Origin of the sequence: Curvivirga aplysinae, assembly GCF_009711445.1 — a bacterium.
GTDB lineage: Bacteria > Pseudomonadota > Alphaproteobacteria > UBA8366 > Aestuariispiraceae > Curvivirga > Curvivirga aplysinae.
In genome coordinates this window covers 1-19,389 of sequence record NZ_SMMC01000146.1, presented here as the reverse complement: position 1 = coordinate 19,389, position 19,389 = coordinate 1, and the positions used below count along the sequence as shown (strand labels likewise).

Sequence of the window (19,389 nt, the reverse complement as noted above, 5' to 3'; positions counted from 1 at the left end):
TTATTACGTTCAAACTTTTCTTTAGCCCTCGCTAAAACTCCTAGTTTATTCTTTTTAACCTTAAGCGTATTTAGCGCGAACTTCGTCCGCTACCGCTTGAGGAACTTGTTGGTAATGATCGAATTGCATTGTGAATTGTGCGCGACATCTTGGTTGTGAACGCAAGCTGTTCACATAACCGAACATGTTTGCCAAAGGCACCATCGCATTTACAACGCGTGCAGGGCCGCGTTGGTCCATGGAGGAAACTTGACCACGACGGGAGTTCAAGTCACCAATGATGTCACCCATGTATTCTTCAGGTGTAACAACTTCAACAGCCATGATTGGCTCTAGAAGTTTCGCACCCGCCTCGTTCATAGCTTCACGGAATGCAGCGCGTGCTGCGATTTCGAAGGCCATTACGGAGGAGTCAACGTCATGGTATGCACCGTCCACCAACTTCACGGAGAAGTCGATCACAGGGAAACCTGCAAGAATACCATTGTCCATTTGAGACTCTAGGCCTTTTTCAACGCCTGGAATGTATTCTTTAGGAACGGAACCACCAACGATTTCAGATGTGAAGCCATAACCTTCACCTGGCTCATTCGGAGTAAACTCAAGAATGATACGCGCATACTGACCAGAACCACCAGATTGTTTCTTGTGAGTATAGTCAACACGTGCAGGCTTGGAGATTGTTTCACGGTAAGCCACCTGTGGCTGACCAATGTTAGCTTCAACTTTAAATTCACGCTTTAGACGGTCAACAAGGATGTCCAAGTGCAACTCGCCCATACCAGCCAAAATTGTTTGACCAGATTCATCATCAGATTTAACGCGGAAAGATGGATCCTCAGCAGCCAAACGAGCTAGGCCTTGGCCCATTTTCTCTTGGTCAGCTTTGGATTTAGGCTCAACAGCAATCTCAATCACTGGATCTGGGAATTCCATACGTTCCAAGATGATTGGCTTGTCGGATACACAAAGTGTGTCACCTGTTGTTGTATTTTTCAAACCAGCAATCGCAACGATATCACCAGCGTGCGCTTCTTTGATGTCTTCACGAGAGTTAGAATGCATCAACAACATACGGCCGATACGCTCTTTGTTGTCTTTTACAGAGTTCTTTACGAAAGAACCTGCAGACAAAGTACCAGAGTAAATACGGCAGAATGTCAAAGAGCCCACGAATGGGTCGTTCATGATTTTAAATGCCAAAGCAGAGAATGGCTCATCATCAGAAGCTTTACGTGTATCAGCAGCTTCTGTATCAGGATGAACACCTTCAACGTCTTTAAGATCTAATGGAGACGGCATGTAATCAACAACAGCGTCCAACAATGGTTGAACACCTTTGTTTTTAAATGCAGTACCGTTCAATACAGGAACGAAAGAACCGTTCAATGTACCTTTACGGATACAAGCTTTCAAAGTTTCTTCAGATGGCTCTGTGCCTTCCAAATAAGCTTCCATAGCTTCATCATCTTGCTCAACAGCTGTTTCCAACAATGTTTCACGATATTCAGCAGCTTTGTCAACCAACTCAGCTGGAATGTCGATGTATTCGTAAGAAGCACCTAGCTCATCACCAACCCAACGGATCCATTTCATTTTCAACAAATCGATCACGCCATCATATTCAGCTTCGGAACCTACTGGTAGGTTCAACACCAATGGAGTCGCACCCAAACGGTCAACCATCATATCTACACAACGGTAGAAATCAGCACCGGTACGGTCCATTTTGTTTACGAAGCACATACGTGGCACGTCGTATTTGTCAGCTTGACGCCATACTGTTTCAGATTGTGGTTCAACACCAGCAACGGAGTCGAATACAGCAACAGCACCATCAAGCACACGCAACGCACGTTCTACTTCAATTGTGAAGTCAACGTGACCTGGTGTGTCAATGATGTTAATGCGGTGATTGTTCCAGAAACAAGTTGTCGCAGCAGAGGTAATTGTAATACCACGCTCCTGCTCTTGCTCCATCCAGTCCATAGTCGCACCACCGTCGTGAACCTCACCAATTTTGTGAGACTTACCTGTGTAGTACAGAATACGTTCTGTTGTAGTGGTCTTACCCGCATCAATATGCGCCATAATACCAATGTTACGATATAGATCGAGTGTATGTGTACGAGCCATAACTCTACTTCCTTGTTTGAATTACGAATGGATTACCAACGATAATGCGCGAATGCACGGTTAGCTTCAGCCATTTTGTGCGTATCTTCACGTTTCTTGATGGAAGCACCACGGCCGTTTGTTGCGTCTAACAACTCACCAGCTAGGCGTTCTGTCATTGTGTTTTCAGAACGTTTACGTGCCATTTCGATAATCCAACGGAATGCCAAAGCTTGAGCACGGTCAGCACGAACTTCTACAGGAACCTGATAAGTCGCACCACCAACACGGCGAGAACGAACCTCAACCTGTGGCTTCACGCTGTTAACAGCTTCATGGAACGCAGCAACCGGATCACCTTCAACGCGACCAGCCATTTTTTCGAATGCACCATATACGATCTTCTCTGCTGTGGATTTACGACCATCCAACATTACAGAGTTGATGAATTTGGAAATTACAACATCACCGAATTTCGCATCCGGTAATACTTGACGTTTTGTAGCACTGTGACGACGAGACATAATACCACTCCTTACTTCGGACGCTTCGCGCCGTATTTAGAACGACGTTGCTTACGATCTTTAACACCTTGCGTATCCAAGGTACCGCGAATTGTGTGGTAACGAACACCAGGCAAATCTTTTACACGACCGCCGCGGATCATCACAACGCTATGCTCTTGCAAGTTGTGACCTTCACCCGGGATGTAAGATGTAACCTCGAAACCGTTTGTCAAACGAACACGTGCAACTTTACGAAGCGCGGAGTTTGGTTTCTTTGGTGTTGTTGTGTAAACGCGTGTGCATACACCACGTTTTTGAGGACAAGCTTCCAAAGCAGGTACTTTTTCACGCTTTGGCTTGTCTTTCCGCGCTTTGCGGATCAATTGGTTAATTGTAGGCATTTTAACTCTTCACCTTTTTAGCCACTGAATCGATCCCATTGTTATCCATCAGGAAACATTCAGCAGACCGTTAACAGATTACTCTATGTACATTTCGCACACATCGGATTCCAAAACCGGAAACACAAAATGCGCTAAACCCAATCGCAATCACATTCCGTATTGCAATCAGGCCTAAACTTTTTGATCCAATTTGGTTTAGAAACTGAATCGATGTCTCTTTAATTGAACTGTATGGCGCTGAATACACATAAGTAAAAAGACAATGTCCTCACTTCCGAAAAAGTAAAAAACACTATATTTTCAAGAATGTCCGGATATAATCCGCATCAGACTCACAGACCAGTCCTCTCTTAGAGGCGCGCGGATACTATGCAGATAAGCAAGTGGCGTCAAGCAAAAGATTCCAAGCAATTATTCCAGATCAATATCTGGTCTGAATCTTTCATTTAAAACTAAATCTTGAAACATTATTTCAGTCATTCAGTCACGGGGGACTTTTCTATGACATGCATACAATTTGATCAATCAGAATCACCTAAAGAATATCTCATCGGTCCATAGAGGCATAGTTGACCTAAAGTTTCTTATTCTTATCCCTGCGTGCGTTCTAACAGCAATGTGACGAGCTCTCGGTTGTGCTTTGACCTTAGTCTACTTATGTAATAATCTTAGCAAGATAACCATGATAGATAGTACTCTCTATAGGATAGTGGGAACAGTAAAATGCAGTTTATTCGAAATCTCAAAATCACAACGCGCCTGATTATGGGCTTCAGCGTTATTCTAACTTTAATGGTTGGGATTACCATTGTTGGGATCACCGAAGTTGATGTCATCAAAAAAGCCCTTACACAGATTGATGATGTAAACAGTGTCAAGCAACGTTATGCTATTAACTTCCGCGGAAGTGTGCATGACCGCTCTATCGCTATTCGGGATGTCTATCTTGTTACTGAAAAGCAAGAATTACAGGCAACAATTGCAGATATTCGTCGCCTTGAAGATGATTATAGAAAATCTGCGAAAAAGATGGATGAAATCTTTGCAACCCGAGATGATATTGCACCAATAGAGCGAGATATTCTAAAACGTATTAAAGAGATCGAGGCAGCTACCAATCCACTGGTTGAACAAGTGATCGAATTGCAAACAAAAGAAATTCCAGATGCTGCATATTTGATTCTTATGCAAGACCTACGTCCCTACTTTGTTGATTGGTTAGCGACAATTAACCAATTCATCGATTTGCAAGAAGATAAAAATATGATGGAAGCCGATTTGGCACAGGCAACCGCTTCTGAGTTTACCAGTATCATGATTATCGCAACCAGTCTGGCTATCTTGCTTGGCGGTTTATTTGCAGCATGGATTATCTTCTCTATCCGGCCGCTACGTGTTCTAACCAACTCCATGCAGCGTTTAGCTGAAAACGATCTGACAACGGATATTCCTGACTTCAATACAACAAATGAAATTGGCGATATTACGCAAGCGGTGTTAGTCTTTAAAGAAAACGCCATCGAAGTACAAAGACTTGAAGAAGAACAACGTCAAGCTGAAATTCGTAACCAAGAAGCTCAAGTTGCTGCACGTCATCAAATGGCAGATCAATTTGACGCACAGATTGGTAAGACAATAGAAAAACTTGTATCCGCTTCTACAGAATTACAATCCATTTCCCAAAATATGGGAGATATATCCAGTAGTGTTCATAATGTGAGTAGTGAAGTTGCGTCATCTACTAAGACCACAAGTGAGAATATTTCAACGGTTGCGTCTGCAACAGAAGAAATGACCGCCAGTTCAAGTGAGATAACGTCCCAAGTCTCAAGTGTTGCAACCAAGTCAGATATCGCGTCAGCAAGCGCATCTGAGTCCAGCCAGAAGGTGAACGAGTTAAACCAATTGGCGAGCAACATTGGTGAAGTTGTCACATCTATCCGTGACATTGCAGACCAAACCAATTTACTTGCATTGAACGCGACAATTGAGTCAGCACGTGCTGGTGAAGCTGGTAAAGGATTTGCAGTTGTTGCTGATGAGGTAAAAAAACTTGCAAGTGAAACCTCTCAGAAAACAGAGGAAATCAGTGCTCGTATTGCCGAAATTCAAGAAGCAACACAAGAGGCTGTCTTGGCGATGGAAAATATTATCAGTAATATTACTGAGATTAACCAAGCTTCCGCGGATACAGCAAGCGCCGCAGACCAACAAAATAGCGTGATAAGTGAAATCACAATGAATATTGCGCAGGTATCCAGAGCTGCACAAGAAACGACCACGATGATCACTGATATTGAATCGGCTTCAAACGAAGTATGTAAAGCTTCGGAAGTACTTGATACATCATCAGGTGACATTGCAAATCTATCTCAAAATTTGGAAGAAGCAGTTAGTAGCCTTCTAGGAGAGCTCCGCAAAGCATAAGCTTTTTTATTATCTATCCTTATGTTAGGCGTGCGTAACAAATTTACGCGCGCCTTATTTTTACTTTTACCTCCCAGTCAATCCTGATATAGAACGTTCTTCAATCAATAGATCGCCCTTCAATTGCGAGATTAGGGCTTGATACGGGAAGCAGAAAATGCGCGAAATCGAATATTGCGAGTCCATGGCCGATGTCCGCCGTAACATTGATCGCTTAGATGAAGAAATCATCACTCTTCTGAAGGAACGCGCAGGTTACGTCGCACAAGCAGGACGCATCAAAGATGATGCAAATATCGTTCGTATCCCAGAACGTATTGAGCAAGTAATCGACAATGTGAAACGTTTTGCGCGAAATGTAGGCCTTGATGAAGCAATTGCAGAAGCAGCTTACCGCCCAATGGTCGATGCTTATATCGATTTTGAAATGCGTGAGTTCAAAAAATTAGAAGCTGAAGGTAAAAAGTAGTTAACCTCAACCTATTACGACTACTTTCATCAAGAACTGAATATCCTCAGCATGTGTAATTTCGACATTGAACTGAATCGTTAAGGTCAGTTAATCTGCTGATGTCGTTTTGGTAGCAAGATAGGCGCAAGAATTTCATCCAATTTGCCGGATTTTTGAAGTTTACGCAGACCTTTGTTAAACTGCTTGATGTAGTAAGGCCCTTTTTCAATCCGTTTAGATATCATCATGTGAGAAATCCAACCATATTGAAAATCCTCCAAATGTCCAAACTTTGACTTATCAAAATCATCGGGCAGCGAATCTATCGCATCATAACCACTATTGATCAATTCAGGCACAAAATCGACACGCCCGCTATACAACATCTTAAATAGATTTTCATTTGTCGGAACGATACTCACCGACAATTCACCATCGGTAACAAGCTCGTTAAATTGTCCCCCGAAAGCACTTGACTGAATGCGCCCTAAAGTTAAACCGCTAAAGTCAGACAATTGCTCAACCGTTAGCGGGCGATCTTTATTATAATAAATAACTTCTTGAAGTGTAATAACCGGGTTACTCAGCAAAAATTTCTGACGCCTTTCAGGCGTTGCAACCCAAAAGAAAGTTCCATCCCATCGTCCCTCTTCTACAAGGCGTGTAGCTCTATTCCAAGGGAAGAAACCAAACTCCACCTCTATTCCGACTTCTGCGAATGCAAGCTTCGCTATTTCTGAATAAGGCCCATAGTTAGGTAATTCTTCAGATTGATAGGGTTTCCATTCACCATTGGTGAGACGTATAATTTCCTTACCGGAGGAAGGCATTGCCATCATTAAGAGGCAAGCAAAAAAGGACGAAAGAAATAGTCGCATAAGACACCTTCCGAGCTCGTCACTACATAATCCTGAGAACCATGTTAACACAAAATCTCAAAATAGGTAAAAGAAAACCCCGGTAGATTTCTCTACCGGGGTTCTTAATATTAACGCAGTAAGTAACTATGAATTACTCAGCAGCTGGTTCCTCGGAAGATTCTTCCGAAGTTTCAATCGCTTGGTTGCGATTCGCCGCTTTTTGCGCGGTCAATTCACGGTCACGTTCGGACGCCAATTGACGCATATGTTTCATCACGGAACCTGTACCAGCTGGCACCAGACGACCCACGATTACGTTTTCTTTCAAGCCTTCAAGACTATCAGACTTACCATTAACAGCAGCATCTGTTAGGACACGTGTTGTCTCCTGGAAGGATGCAGCAGAGATAAAGCTGTTTGTCTGCAAGCTTGCTTTCGTAATACCTTGAAGAACAGGATTACCGCTGATTGGACGTTTGTTTTCCGCCATCAATTTATCATTGATTTCGTTCATTTCCTCACGATCCAACTGCTCACCAGCTAGATAGTAAGATTCGCCCGGATCAGTGATTTCGATCTTCTGCAACATCTGGCGTACGATCACTTCGATATGCTTATCGTTGATCTTCACACCTTGCAGACGATATACGTCCTGAATTTCTTTACATAGGTAGTTGGACAATGCCTCAACACCCATCACGTCCAAGATATCATGTGGAACTGGGTTACCATCCATCAACATTTCACCTTTAGAGATGAAATCGCCTTCTTGAACAGCAACGTGTTTCCCTTTTGGTACCAGATATTCAGATGGCTCAATATTTTCATCTGCTGGACGGATCACAATACGGCGTTTTGTTTTGTAATCTTTACCAAATTCAACATAACCATCTTGGTCTGCGATAACCGCAAAGTCTTTAGGTTTACGTGCTTCGAACAATTCAGCTACACGAGGTAGACCACCAGTAATATCACGTGTCTTAGAAGATTCACGTGGGATACGTGCCAATACATCACCGGCCTTAACTTCAGAACCGTTATGTACGGACAAAATCGCATCCACAGACATGAAGTAACGTGCTTCCATACCGTTTGGTAGGGTGATGACTTCACCATCTTCTGTACGCAATGTAATACGTGGTTTCAGGTCTGTACCTTTAGCTTGCTGTTTCCAGTCAACAACACGCTTGGAGGCGATACCTGTAGCTTCGTCAACCTCGTCGCGAAGGGATACCCCCTCAACCAAGTCAACATAATGTGCCACACCGGACATCTCAGAGATGATCGGAACAGTATATGGATCCCATTCTGCGATTGTTTGACCTTTCACAACCGGATCGCCTTCGTCCATCTTCAAACGCGCACCATATGGTACACGGTGACGAGCACGTTCACGACCAGTTTCATCGGCAAGTACCAATTCACAGTTACGACCCATCACTACTGGATGACCATCACTATCAATAACCACATTACGGTTATTGATCTTCATCACACCATCCAAGGAAGATTCGATAGAGTTCTGCTCGGCACCACGCTGCGCCGCACCACCAATGTGGAATGTACGCATTGTCAACTGTGTACCCGGCTCACCAATGGATTGCGCAGCAATAACACCAACGGCTTCACCACGGTTAACCTTTGTACCACGTGCCAAGTCACGACCGTAACATGTTGCACAAGCACCGTGACGGGATTCACAAGTCAATACAGAGCGAATCAAGACAGCATCAACACCAGCTGTTTCAATTTCGTCTGCTTTTTCTTCGTCAATCAAGCCACCAGCTTCGATCAATACTTCACCAGTCAAAGGATGTTTCACGTCTTCAACAACGCAACGACCCAAGATACGCTCAGCCAAGCCTTCAATAATGTCACCACCGTCGATCACTGCACGCATGGTCAAACCATTTTCTGTGCCACAGTTATCTTCGATAATGATACAATCTTGGGCAACGTCCACCAAACGACGTGTCAAGTAACCGGAGTTAGCCGTTTTCAAAGCTGTATCCGCCAAACCTTTACGTGCACCGTGAGTGGAGTTGAAGTATTCAAGTACGTTCAAACCTTCTTTAAAGTTCGCGATAATTGGTGTCTCAATGATGGAACCATCCGGTTTCGCCATCAAACCACGCATACCAGCAAGCTGTTTAATCTGCGCCGCAGAACCACGAGCACCGGAATGCGCCATCATGTACACGGAGTTTAGACCTTTCTCACCAGGAGCCGCCATAACTTTCATCATGTCGTCAGCCACTTTATCAGAACAAGAAGCCCATACGTCGACAACTTTGTTATATTTCTCACCCTGAGTAATCAGACCGTCCATATATTGTTGTTCAAACGCTTTCACTTCTGTTTGTGCTGCGTCGATCAAAGTATCCTTTGTTTCAGGAATGATCATGTCATCCTTACCGAAGGAAATACCAGCTCTACAAGCCCAACCAAAACCAATGCCCATCAACTTATCACAGAAGATCACAGTTTCTTTCTGACCACAGTGACGATACACAATGTCAATCAAGTTTGTGATTTCTTTCTTGGTCAATACTTGGTTGATCAAGGAGAATGGAACATTTGGATGACGTGGCAAGATTTGAGACAAGATCACGCGACCCGGTGTTGTCACAACTTTTTGTGAAACCGGATTGCCGTCTTCATCAACAGTATCATAAACCGCTTTAATCTTTGTTTGTACTGTAACCGCACCAGATTCTAGCGCCAATTCTAATTCAGACATAACAGAGAATAGAGGTAGACGATGTGCAGTTGCTTTGCCGTCTTTCAACAATGTCCAAGCTTCTTCACCAGTCAGTTTAGACATATCTTTATGATGATCAGCTACGTCACGCATGACAACATCTTGACGTTCTAACGCAGCAGTCAACGCTTCTTTAGAGTCAATGTATACTTCATCTGCAACCGCATCTGCACGTTCATGTGTGATGTAGTATAGGCCCAAAACGATATCCTGAGACGGAACGATAATTGGCTTACCATTCGCAGGAGACAGAATATTGTTTGTGGACATCATCAATACACGTGCTTCCAATTGTGCTTCCAAAGACAATGGAACGTGAACCGCCATCTGGTCACCGTCGAAGTCCGCGTTAAACGCCGCACATACCAACGGATGCAAGTTAATCGCTTTACCTTCTACCAATACTGGTTCGAACGCTTGGATACCCAAACGGTGAAGTGTCGGCGCACGGTTCAACAATACCGGATGTTCACGGATAACTTCTTCGAGAATATCCCAAACTTCAGGACGTTCTTTCTCAACCATACGCTTCGCAGCTTTAATGGTTGTTGCCATACCGTAAAGTTCTAGTTTCGCATAGATGAAAGGTTTGAAAAGCTCTAGTGCCATCTTCTTGGGCAAACCACATTGATGCAACATCAATTCTGGACCAACCACAATCACCGAACGACCAGAATAGTCAACGCGTTTACCCAACAAGTTTTGACGGAAGCGACCTTGCTTACCTTTCAACATGTCGGACAATGATTTCAATGGACGTTTGTTTGCCCCTGTAATCACACGACCACGACGACCGTTATCGAATAACGCATCTACAGATTCCTGTAACATACGTTTTTCATTACGTACGATAATGTCTGGTGCACGAAGTTCCATCAAACGACGTAGACGGTTGTTACGGTTGATTACACGACGATACAAATCGTTCAAATCAGATGTGGCAAAACGACCACCATCCAACGGAACCAATGGACGTAACTCAGGTGGGATCACAGGAATTACATCCATGATCATCCATTCTGGACGTGTGCCGGATTCCAAGAACGCTTCAAGCAGCTTCAAGCGCTTAACAAGTTTTTTACGCTTCGCTTCAGAACCTGTTTCTTCAATACCTTGACGCGTGAATTCGATTTCCTCTTCGATATCCATATCTTCGAGGATCGCTTTCAATGCTTCCGCACCGATTTTCGCGGTGAAAGCATCATCGCCATATTCGTCTTGAGCATCCAAATATTCTTCTTCAGAAAGCAATTGGAATTGCTTCAGAGGGGATAAGCCTGGCTCTGTTACAACATATGCTTCGAAATAAAGAACTTTCTCAAGATCTTTCAATGTCATATCCAACATCAAACCGATGCGGGAAGGCAAAGATTTCAAGAACCAGATGTGAGCGGCCGGTGCAGCCAACTCGATATGGCCCATACGCTCGCGGCGTACTTTGCTCAATGTTACTTCAACACCGCATTTTTCGCATACGATGCCTTTATATTTCATACGCTTGTATTTACCACACAAGCATTCGTAGTCTTTGATAGGACCAAAGATACGCGCACAGAACAAACCATCACGTTCTGGCTTGAACGTACGATAGTTAATTGTTTCCGGCTTCTTTATTTCACCAAAAGACCAAGCACGGATTTGTTCAGGCGACGCAATCGAAATTTTGATGCTATCGAAATTATTTGTGCCTTGTGCCTGTCCGAAGAGTTGCATTACTTCATTCATCAGGGCTCTCCTTCGCGTGTGTCACGCTTTCTATAAAAAACCTAGGCTTTTCAGCCGATTTATAAAATACGGCGTCCGAGGCTGGAAACTTAACCAGCCTCGGGCCCGGTTCTTATTGCTCTTCCTGATGCAGATCTACATCCAAACCTAAGGAACGTAGTTCTTTCATCAATACGTTGAAGGATTCCGGAATACCGGCTTCGAAGTTGTCATCACCGCGTACAATAGATTCATAAACCTTCGTACGACCAGAGACATCATCGGATTTCACTGTCAACATTTCTTGCAGAGTATATGCAGCACCATAAGCTTCAAGTGCCCATACTTCCATCTCACCGAAGCGCTGACCACCGAACTGCGCCTTACCACCCAACGGCTGTTGCGTAACAAGACTGTAAGGTCCAATAGAACGAGCATGGATTTTGTCATCGACCAAGTGGTGCAATTTCAGCATGTAAATAATGCCGACTGTTACATCACGGTGGAATTCTTCACCAGTACGTCCATCAATCAAGCGCGCCTGACCAGATGTTTTCAATCCTGCACGATCCAAGTAACCGTTGATGTCTTCTTCACGCGCACCATCAAATACAGGTGTTGCGATCGGAATACCGCGAGATACGTTTTTCGCTAGGTCAACAAGTTCACCTTCGCCATAGGACTTCAGATCTTCAACGATATTCTCATCTTTGTAAGCTTCCTCAAGGGAGATGCGTAGATCATCAGAACGACCTTCTGCACGATATGTTTCCAAAGCCTCATTCACCTGACGACCAAGACTTGCACAAGCCCAACCAAGGTGAGTTTCAAGGATCTGACCAACGTTCATACGAGATGGTACACCCAATGGGTTCAATACGATGTCAACTGGTGTACCGTCTTCTAGATATGGCATGTCTTCCTGAGGCATAATTTTGGAAATTACACCTTTGTTACCATGACGACCCGCCATTTTATCACCCGGTTGAAGCTTACGCTTCACAGCAACGAAGACTTTAACCATCTTCATCACGCCCGGTGGTAATTCATCACCAGATTGAACTTTGTCTACTTTATCGTCGAAGCGTGCTTCTACTTTGCCAACAGAATCATCGAATTGTTTCTTCAACGCTTCCAATGCATCGTTTACGCCTTCGTCTTCAACAGCAACCAAACGCCAATGCGCAGTTGTGAATTCATCCAAGAATTCTTCTGTCGCTTTCACATTTGTATCCATGCCTTTTGGACCAGCAACGATTGTTTGACCAACAACCATTTCCAAGAAGCGGTTACGGAAAGAACGTTCCAAGATACCTTTTTCGTCATCACGATCTTTTGCTAGACGTTCGATTTCTTGACGGTCAATCGCCAAGGCACGTTCATCTTTATCGATACCACGACGAGAGAATACACGTACTTCTACGATTGTACCTGTGTCACCAGGAGGTACGCGCAAGGATGTATCACGAACGTCAGAAGCTTTCTCACCAAAGATAGCACGAAGAAGTTTTTCTTCAGGTGTCATCGGGCTCTCGCCTTTTGGCGTCACTTTACCAACAAGAATGTCACCAGCTTTAACTTCTGCACCGATATATACGATACCAGCTTCGTCAAGATTCTTAAGTGCTTCCTCACCTACATTTGGAATATCGCGTGTAATTTCTTCCTGACCCAATTTGGTATCACGAGCCATTACTTCGAATTCTTCAATATGAATAGATGTGAAGACGTCGTCTTTCACGATACGCTCAGAAATAAGGATAGAATCCTCAAAGTTGTAACCATTCCAAGGCATAAATGCCACAAGTACGTTACGACCAAGCGCTAATTCGCCCATATCTGTCGATGGACCATCAGCGATAATATCACCAGCCTCAATACGGTCACCAACTTTCACCAAAGGTCTCTGTGTAATACAGGTATTTTGGTTAGAACGTTGGAACTTCAGCAAGTTGTAGATGTCAACGCCAGATTCAGATGCATCAGTCGCATCAGTCATTCGAACAACGATACGTGTCGCATCAATTTGGTCAACTACGCCAGAACGTTTCGCAACGATAGTCACACCAGAGTCTTTTGCTACGCGACCTTCCATACCTGTACCCACCAATGGTGCGTCGGATTGGAGAAGTGGCACAGCCTGACGCTGCATGTTGGATCCCATCAATGCACGGTTCGCGTCATCGTTTTCCAAGAATGGAATCAGGGCTGCAGCCACAGATACCAACTGACGTGGAGAAACGTCGATCAAGTCAATGTCTTCCGGACGGGAAACCAAATAGTCACCACGAGAACGACAGTTTACAAGATCCTCAACGAAGGAACCATCAGCGTTACGCGGTGCGTTCGCCTGTGCAATGGTGAATTTACCTTCACCCATCGCAGACATATAGATCACTTCGTCTGTTACTTTACCGTCAACAACTTTACGATATGGCGCTTCGATGAAGCCGTATTTGTTAACGCGCGCAAATGTCGCCAAAGAGTTAATCAAACCAATGTTTGGACCCTCTGGTGTTTCAATCGGACAGATACGACCATAGTGAGTTGGATGTACGTCACGAACCTCAAAACCAGCACGCTCACGTGTCAAACCACCAGGTCCAAGGGCAGATAGACGACGCTTATGTGTCACCTCTGACAATGGGTTGGTTTGGTCCATAAACTGGGACAATTGAGAAGATCCGAAGAATTCGCGAACAGCTGCTGCTGCGGGCTTCGCATTGATCAAGTCATGCGGCATTACGGAATCAATATCGACAGACCCCATACGTTCACGGATTGCACGTTCCATACGCAACAAACCGATACGATATTGGTTTTCCATCAATTCACCAACGGAACGAACACGACGGTTACCCAAATGGTCAATATCGTCGATTTCGCCGCGACCGTCTTTCAATTCGATCAAGATACGAACGATCTCAAGAATGTCTTCTTTACGCAAAGTACGCTGTGTGTCAGGAACTTCATCCAATTCGAATTCCAAACGGGAATTCATTTTCACACGACCAACTGTGGAAAGGTCATAACGCTCTTCATCAAAGAACAAGCCTTTGAACAATGCGTCAGCTGTTTCCAAGGTTGGAGGCTCACCTGGGCGCATCACACGATAGATGTCTGTTAGAGCATCTTCACGGCTTTCATTTTTATCAGCCGCCAATGTGTTACGTAGGTAAGGACCAACATTTGCATAATCGATATGCAGGCTTGGAATAGAAGATAGGCCAAGGTCTTCGATCAATTCCAAAGATTCTGCTGTGATTTCGTCACCCGCTTCAAAATAGATCTCACCAGTTTCTTCGTTGATGATATCGTTGGCAATGAAACGACCAATAACTTCGCCTTCATGCAAAGCGATTTCTTTCAGGCCAGCTTCTTCCAACTTACGGATGCTACGAGCTGTTAACTTAGAGCCTGCCGCTGCAACAACCTCACCGGTTTTTGCATCGATCAAGTCTTTCTCAAGTTTCTCACCTTTCAGGCGATCACCATCAAAGGCTGTCTTCCAACCTTTCTTGGTATACTTAAGTGTAACCGTCTCATAATATTTTGTGAGAATATCTTCTTTGGTGATACCTGTTGCCAAAGCAGGGTCAAGTTGTTTACCCTCTTTTGCTAATTTCTCACGTTGTGCTTGTGTTGCGTCGCTATCAAGCGCCATCAATAATGTAGTTGCAGGCAATTTACGACGACGATCGATACGAACATACAACAAGTCTTTCGCATCAAATTCGAAGTCTAACCAAGAACCACGGTAAGGAATTACACGTGCAGCAAATAGATATTTACCGGAAGAATGGCTTTTACCTTTATCATGATCAAAGAAAACACCAGGAGAACGGTGCATCTGGGATACGATAACACGCTCTGTACCATTCACGATGAATGTACCATGCTGTGTCATCAAAGGCAGATCGCCCATATAAACGTCTTGTTCTTTAATATCGCGGATAGAACGAGCACCTGTGTCCTCATCAATATCCCAAACAACCAAACGCAGAGTTACACGCAATGGCGCAGCATAAGTAATACCGCGTTGCTGACACTCTTCAGTATCATATTTTGGTTGTTCTAATTCATAACGAACAAACTCTAACTGAGAACGCTCAGAGAAATCCCGAATAGGGAAAACACTTTCGAAAACTTCTTGAAGACCAGTTTTAGAACGCGCTTTTGCGTCAATACCGTCTTGCAAGAATGCATCATAGGAAGCTTTTTGAACTTCGATCAAGTTTGGCATAGGTGCCACTTCAGACAAACGCCCAAAGCTTTTACGAATTTTTTTTCGTTCGGTGTACGAGTTGGCCATATTTTCCTCGTCCAATATCTGTTAACCCAGGTTCGGATCTTGCTTTATGTCGCGGCCTCTTATGGCACTTACGAATAAAGGATCGTCCCCTTACGTCCAGTTTAGCGCGGTTTTCTTTAGTCGGCCCCCACACCAATAGGCCCTCTTTGTAGGATATTCTGCAGCCCGCATAAATTTACGTTCATTAGAAAAGCCTAAACGCCCTGAAATATCAATGAAAAATCTAATTATTTTCATCCATACTTACAAGGCGCGTCGAGGGGCAACACCAAAACGGTGCGCCCCTCTTAATCGCATGCTACCTTACGGTAGCCAGAGATTATTTCAACTCTACAGAAGCACCAGCTTCTTCAAGTTTCTTTTTCATCTCTTCAGCTTCGTCTTTTGTTGCGCCTTCTTTAACAGGTGCAGGTGCAGACTCAACTAATTCTTTCGCTTCTTTCAAGCCTAGGCCTGTGATAGCGCGAACTTCTTTAATCACGTTGATTTTCTTGTCACCAGCGGAAGCCAAAACAACATCAAAGCTGTCTTTTTCTTCTGCAGCAGCTTCGCCAGCACCGCCAGCAACAGCAGCAACAGCAACAGGAGCAGCAGCAGATACGCCCCATTTGTCTTCAAGAAGTTTGGATAGCTCAGCAGCTTCCATAACAGTAAGAGCAGAAAGCTCTTCTACAAGTTTGTCTAGATCAGCCATTTTATCTCTCCAGAGTTAGGCAAAATTTTAATAAGTTTGGTTTCCAAACTGCAACTTAGTTAGAACTACCATAAGCCGAGAATACGCGCGCCAACTGAGCAGCAGGTGCTTGTGTAACGCTCGCAACTTTACCAGCAGGTGCTTGCAATAGACCAACAAGCTTGCCACGTAGCTCGTCCAAGGACGGCATAGAAGCAAGAGCTTTAACGCCAGCAGCGTCCAGGTTTTGCTCACCCATTGCACCAGCAACAATTTCCATTTTCTCGTTTGCTTTTGCATAGTCAGCAAGTACTTTTGCTGCTGCAACAGCGTCTTCAGAAAACGCAATTGATGTTGGGCCAGTAAATGATTCGGCCAAGTGCTCGAACTTAGTGCCTTCGATTGCAAGTTTCGCTAGGGTGTTTTTGGTTACTTTGTAACCTGCACCAGCTTCGCGAGCTTTCGCACGAAGGTCTGAAGCTTCAGATACGGTTAAACCGGATTGCTTAGCAATTACAACGGTTGTAGACGCTTCCAATGCTTCACGCAGTTCAGCGACCAGTTGTTCCTTTTCAGTACGGTTCACTGATCGTCTCCACGATTTTGGTTCTCCTCAACTGCCACACCATGCGACAGATAATTCAAACCGGTTCAAACACAGTTCTTTCAACATGAAAGAACCGACATTGGCCTGCCCGGGAGGATAAGATCTAAAAAGTAAAACTTTTAATCTTTCCAACCTATCTCATGGGGGCGGTGATTAAGGCATTGATCAAAAGATCTTGCCACCTCCAATCTCGGACAGGAGTGAAAGGCGTCCCCTTCACTTTTCAAATTAGCTCTTCGGCAAACCAAAGAGCTAACAAGAATTCCTTCAAAATTACGCTTCTACTGCATCAGCCGGGTCGATTTTCACGCCTGGGCCCATTGTAGAGGAAATCGCAATTTTCTTAATGAATGTACCTTTCGCACCAGATGGGCGAGAAGTAGAAATAGCTTTGATGAATGCTTCAGCATTTTTCACAATATCTTCTTCAGAGAAGCTTGCTTTACCAATACCAGCATGCACGATACCGTTTTTCTCTGCACGGAACTGAACTTCACCGCCCTTAGCAGCTTCAACAGCAGCTGCAACGTCAGGAGTCACAGTACCCAACTTCGGGTTAGGCATAAGGTTACGTGGACCCAAGATCTTGCCCAAACGACCTACAACAGCCATCATGTCTGGGGAAGCGATACAACGATCAAAGTCCATCATGCCGCCTTGAATTTGTTCCATCAAGTCTTCTGCACCTACGATGTCCGCACCAGCAGCTTTAGCTTCTTCAGCCTTATCACCGCGCGCAAACACAGCCACGCGAACTGTTTTACCTGTGCCAGCTGGCAAAGAAACAGAACCACGAACTTGTTGGTCCGCATGACGTGGATCAATACCCAAGTTCATTGCAATTTCGATAGTTTCATCAAATTTAGCCGATGCAGCGCCTTTTACGGCTTTAACAGCATCAACAACAGATACGAGCGCATCGCGATCAATACCTTCATAAGCTTTCGCCATACGTTTGGTTACTTTAGCCATGATATTAACCCTCTACTTCTACACCCATAGAGCGCGCTGTACCCTTAATGGATTCCATCGCAGCTTCTACAGTAACAGCGTTCATATCTTTAAGCTTTGTTTCCGCGATTTCACGGATTTGAGCTTCAGTTACTTTACCAACTTTATTTTTGTTTGGCTCACCAGAACCAGACTTAATCTTCGCAGCCTTTTTCAAGAAGAAAGAAGCAGGTGGTGTTTTTGTAACGAAGTCGAAAGAGCGATCTTCATATGCTGTAATAACAACTGGAATCGGCATACCCGCTTCCATTTGTTGTGTTTGCGCATTGAAGGCCTTACAGAATTCCATAATGTTTAGTCCAGCCGCACCAAGCGCTGGACCTACCGGAGGAGAAGGGTTAGCTTGACCAGCCGGAATTTGGAGCTTGATATAGCCCGAAACTTTTTTAGCCATAATATCCTCATAAGAGTATGGTCGCGGTCCGACGCCCTGGCTTTAACTTAGGGTCTATCTTCCGCAACCTGTTACGTTTGAGCCGCCTTATTTAATCGGTTCAGCGAAAAAAGCAAGTAAAAAGTTACAATTCTTAGAAAGAACTATAATTACAACTTCTCAACTTGCCCATATTCCAATTCAACCGGTGTCGAGCGACCAAAGATCGACACAGTAACTTTCAAGCGTGCGCGTTCCTCATCAACTTCTTCAACCATACCGTTGAAGCTTGCAAAAGGACCGTCTGACACTTTAACTTGCTCACCAACTTCGAAAGTAACGGATGGACGTGGACGCTCCACACCCTCTTGCACTTGATGCAAGATACGTTGCGCTTCTTTCGCAGAAATCGGAGATGGACGCTTACCAGACCCCAAGAAGCCTGTTACCTTGGCTGTATTATTCACCAAGTGCCAGCTTTCGTCTGTCAAATCCATATGCGCCAGAATATAACCCGGGAAGAACTTACGCTCGGATTTCACTTTCTGACCGCGACGCATCTCAACAACTTCTTCAGTTGGAACCAACACGTCCAAAATTTGATCCTGCAGATCAGAAGCTTCAGCCTGCTCTTTAATAGACTCTGCTACTTTTTTCTCAAAACCGGAATAAACGTGTACGACATACCAACGATGAGCCACTTTTAAATCTCCAATAAATTGCCTGTTTGCTATTCAGCTTATAGGACAGCGAACTGATAAAAACCAGCCCTAACCTAAAATTAGGCCAACACCCCAAGAAATAATGCTATCAACCGCAAGGAAGAAGAGTGACATGAATGCCACCATAACAAAGACCATCAATGTCGCGATACCTGTTTCCTTACGTGTTGGCCACGTAACTTTAGAAACTTCCTGACGGACTTGACGAACGAACTGAGCTGGTGATGTTTTAGCCATTATTTTCCAGTAAATCTTGCTTGTCCAGTTAACCTTGAGCCGCTGAAAGAGATTTCTTCCAGCGGCGCACAGGCTGCCTCCAGATGAGGCGATCAATTTTGGCAGGGGCACTAGGATTCGAACCCAGGGCCTACGGTTTTGGAGACCGCCGCTCTACCAACTGAGCTATACCCCTATAATTGCCAAACTCTTTGACTACTCAGTTACTGCAGCAACTACGCCGGCA

The 19,389-nt window shown here is 44.4% G+C and carries 13 protein-coding genes, 1 tRNA gene and 1 pseudogene; 2 read left to right on the top strand and 13 right to left on the bottom strand.

Going from position 1 to position 19,389, the window contains the following annotated elements; translation table 11 throughout:
• Positions 1-60: 60 nt before the first annotated feature.
• The 3 genes from fusA to rpsL are packed head-to-tail and all read right to left on the bottom strand — an operon-like array spanning position 61 to position 3,022.
• On the bottom strand, positions 61-2,136 hold the full coding sequence (gene fusA / locus E1160_RS05495) for an elongation factor G (protein WP_155154001.1): 2,076 nt from the start codon (positions 2,134-2,136) through the stop codon (positions 61-63).
• Between the two features lie 32 nt (positions 2,137-2,168).
• Positions 2,169-2,639 carry a 30S ribosomal protein S7 gene (gene rpsG, locus E1160_RS05490; RefSeq protein ID WP_155154000.1) on the bottom strand — a complete coding sequence of 157 codons (471 nt, stop codon included), beginning with the start codon at positions 2,637-2,639 and terminating at the stop codon, positions 2,169-2,171.
• Positions 2,640-2,650: 11 nt separating this feature from the next.
• Positions 2,651-3,022: a 30S ribosomal protein S12 gene (gene rpsL, locus E1160_RS05485; RefSeq protein ID WP_155153999.1), complete on the bottom strand. Its 372-nt coding sequence runs from the start codon at positions 3,020-3,022 to the stop codon at positions 2,651-2,653.
• 726 nt (positions 3,023-3,748) lie between these two features.
• On the opposite strand from rpsL, the gene E1160_RS05480 reads away from it, so the two are divergent.
• Entirely contained in the window at positions 3,749-5,452 is a 1,704-nt protein-coding gene (locus E1160_RS05480) for a methyl-accepting chemotaxis protein (RefSeq protein WP_155153998.1), read from the top strand.
• Positions 5,453-5,609: 157 nt separating this feature from the next.
• Entirely contained in the window at positions 5,610-5,921 is a 312-nt protein-coding gene (locus E1160_RS05475; protein ID WP_155153997.1) for a chorismate mutase, read from the top strand.
• 86 nt (positions 5,922-6,007) lie between these two features.
• Here E1160_RS05475 and E1160_RS05470 read toward each other — a convergent pair whose 3' ends face one another.
• The 10 genes and pseudogenes from E1160_RS05470 to E1160_RS05425 all read right to left on the bottom strand — a co-directional run bounded on the left by E1160_RS05470 (position 6,008) and on the right by E1160_RS05425 (position 19,338).
• Positions 6,008-6,781, bottom strand: a complete 774-nt coding sequence (locus E1160_RS05470) for a substrate-binding periplasmic protein (protein WP_155153996.1) — start codon at positions 6,779-6,781, stop codon at positions 6,008-6,010.
• A 211-nt stretch (positions 6,782-6,992) separates the two neighbouring features.
• Positions 6,993-11,249, bottom strand: a pseudogene (rpoC, locus tag E1160_RS05465) (DNA-directed RNA polymerase subunit beta'); the annotation flags it as partial.
• A gap of 112 nt (positions 11,250-11,361) precedes the next feature.
• Positions 11,362-15,540 carry a DNA-directed RNA polymerase subunit beta gene (gene rpoB / locus E1160_RS05460; RefSeq protein ID WP_155153994.1) on the bottom strand — a complete coding sequence of 1,393 codons (4,179 nt, stop codon included), beginning with the start codon at positions 15,538-15,540 and terminating at the stop codon, positions 11,362-11,364.
• Positions 15,541-15,859: 319 nt separating this feature from the next.
• Positions 15,860-16,234 carry a 50S ribosomal protein L7/L12 gene (gene rplL, locus E1160_RS05455; protein WP_155153993.1) on the bottom strand — a complete coding sequence of 125 codons (375 nt, stop codon included), beginning with the start codon at positions 16,232-16,234 and terminating at the stop codon, positions 15,860-15,862.
• A gap of 55 nt (positions 16,235-16,289) precedes the next feature.
• Positions 16,290-16,799 carry a 50S ribosomal protein L10 gene (gene rplJ / locus E1160_RS05450; protein ID WP_328597124.1) on the bottom strand — a complete coding sequence of 170 codons (510 nt, stop codon included), beginning with the start codon at positions 16,797-16,799 and terminating at the stop codon, positions 16,290-16,292.
• Between the two features lie 294 nt (positions 16,800-17,093).
• Complete coding sequence (gene rplA / locus E1160_RS05445; protein ID WP_155153992.1) at positions 17,094-17,792, bottom strand: 50S ribosomal protein L1; 699 nt, start codon at positions 17,790-17,792, stop codon at positions 17,094-17,096.
• A gap of 4 nt (positions 17,793-17,796) precedes the next feature.
• Positions 17,797-18,225: a 50S ribosomal protein L11 gene (gene rplK / locus E1160_RS05440; RefSeq protein ID WP_155153991.1), complete on the bottom strand. Its 429-nt coding sequence runs from the start codon at positions 18,223-18,225 to the stop codon at positions 17,797-17,799.
• Between the two features lie 149 nt (positions 18,226-18,374).
• Positions 18,375-18,905, bottom strand: coding sequence for a transcription termination/antitermination protein NusG (nusG, locus tag E1160_RS05435; RefSeq protein ID WP_328597123.1), 531 nt, complete (start codon positions 18,903-18,905; stop codon positions 18,375-18,377).
• Between the two features lie 69 nt (positions 18,906-18,974).
• Positions 18,975-19,163 carry a preprotein translocase subunit SecE gene (gene secE, locus E1160_RS05430; RefSeq protein ID WP_155153990.1) on the bottom strand — a complete coding sequence of 63 codons (189 nt, stop codon included), beginning with the start codon at positions 19,161-19,163 and terminating at the stop codon, positions 18,975-18,977.
• Positions 19,164-19,262: 99 nt separating this feature from the next.
• Positions 19,263-19,338: transfer RNA gene (locus E1160_RS05425), tRNA-Trp, on the bottom strand.
• Between the last annotated feature and the right edge of the window lie 51 nt (positions 19,339-19,389).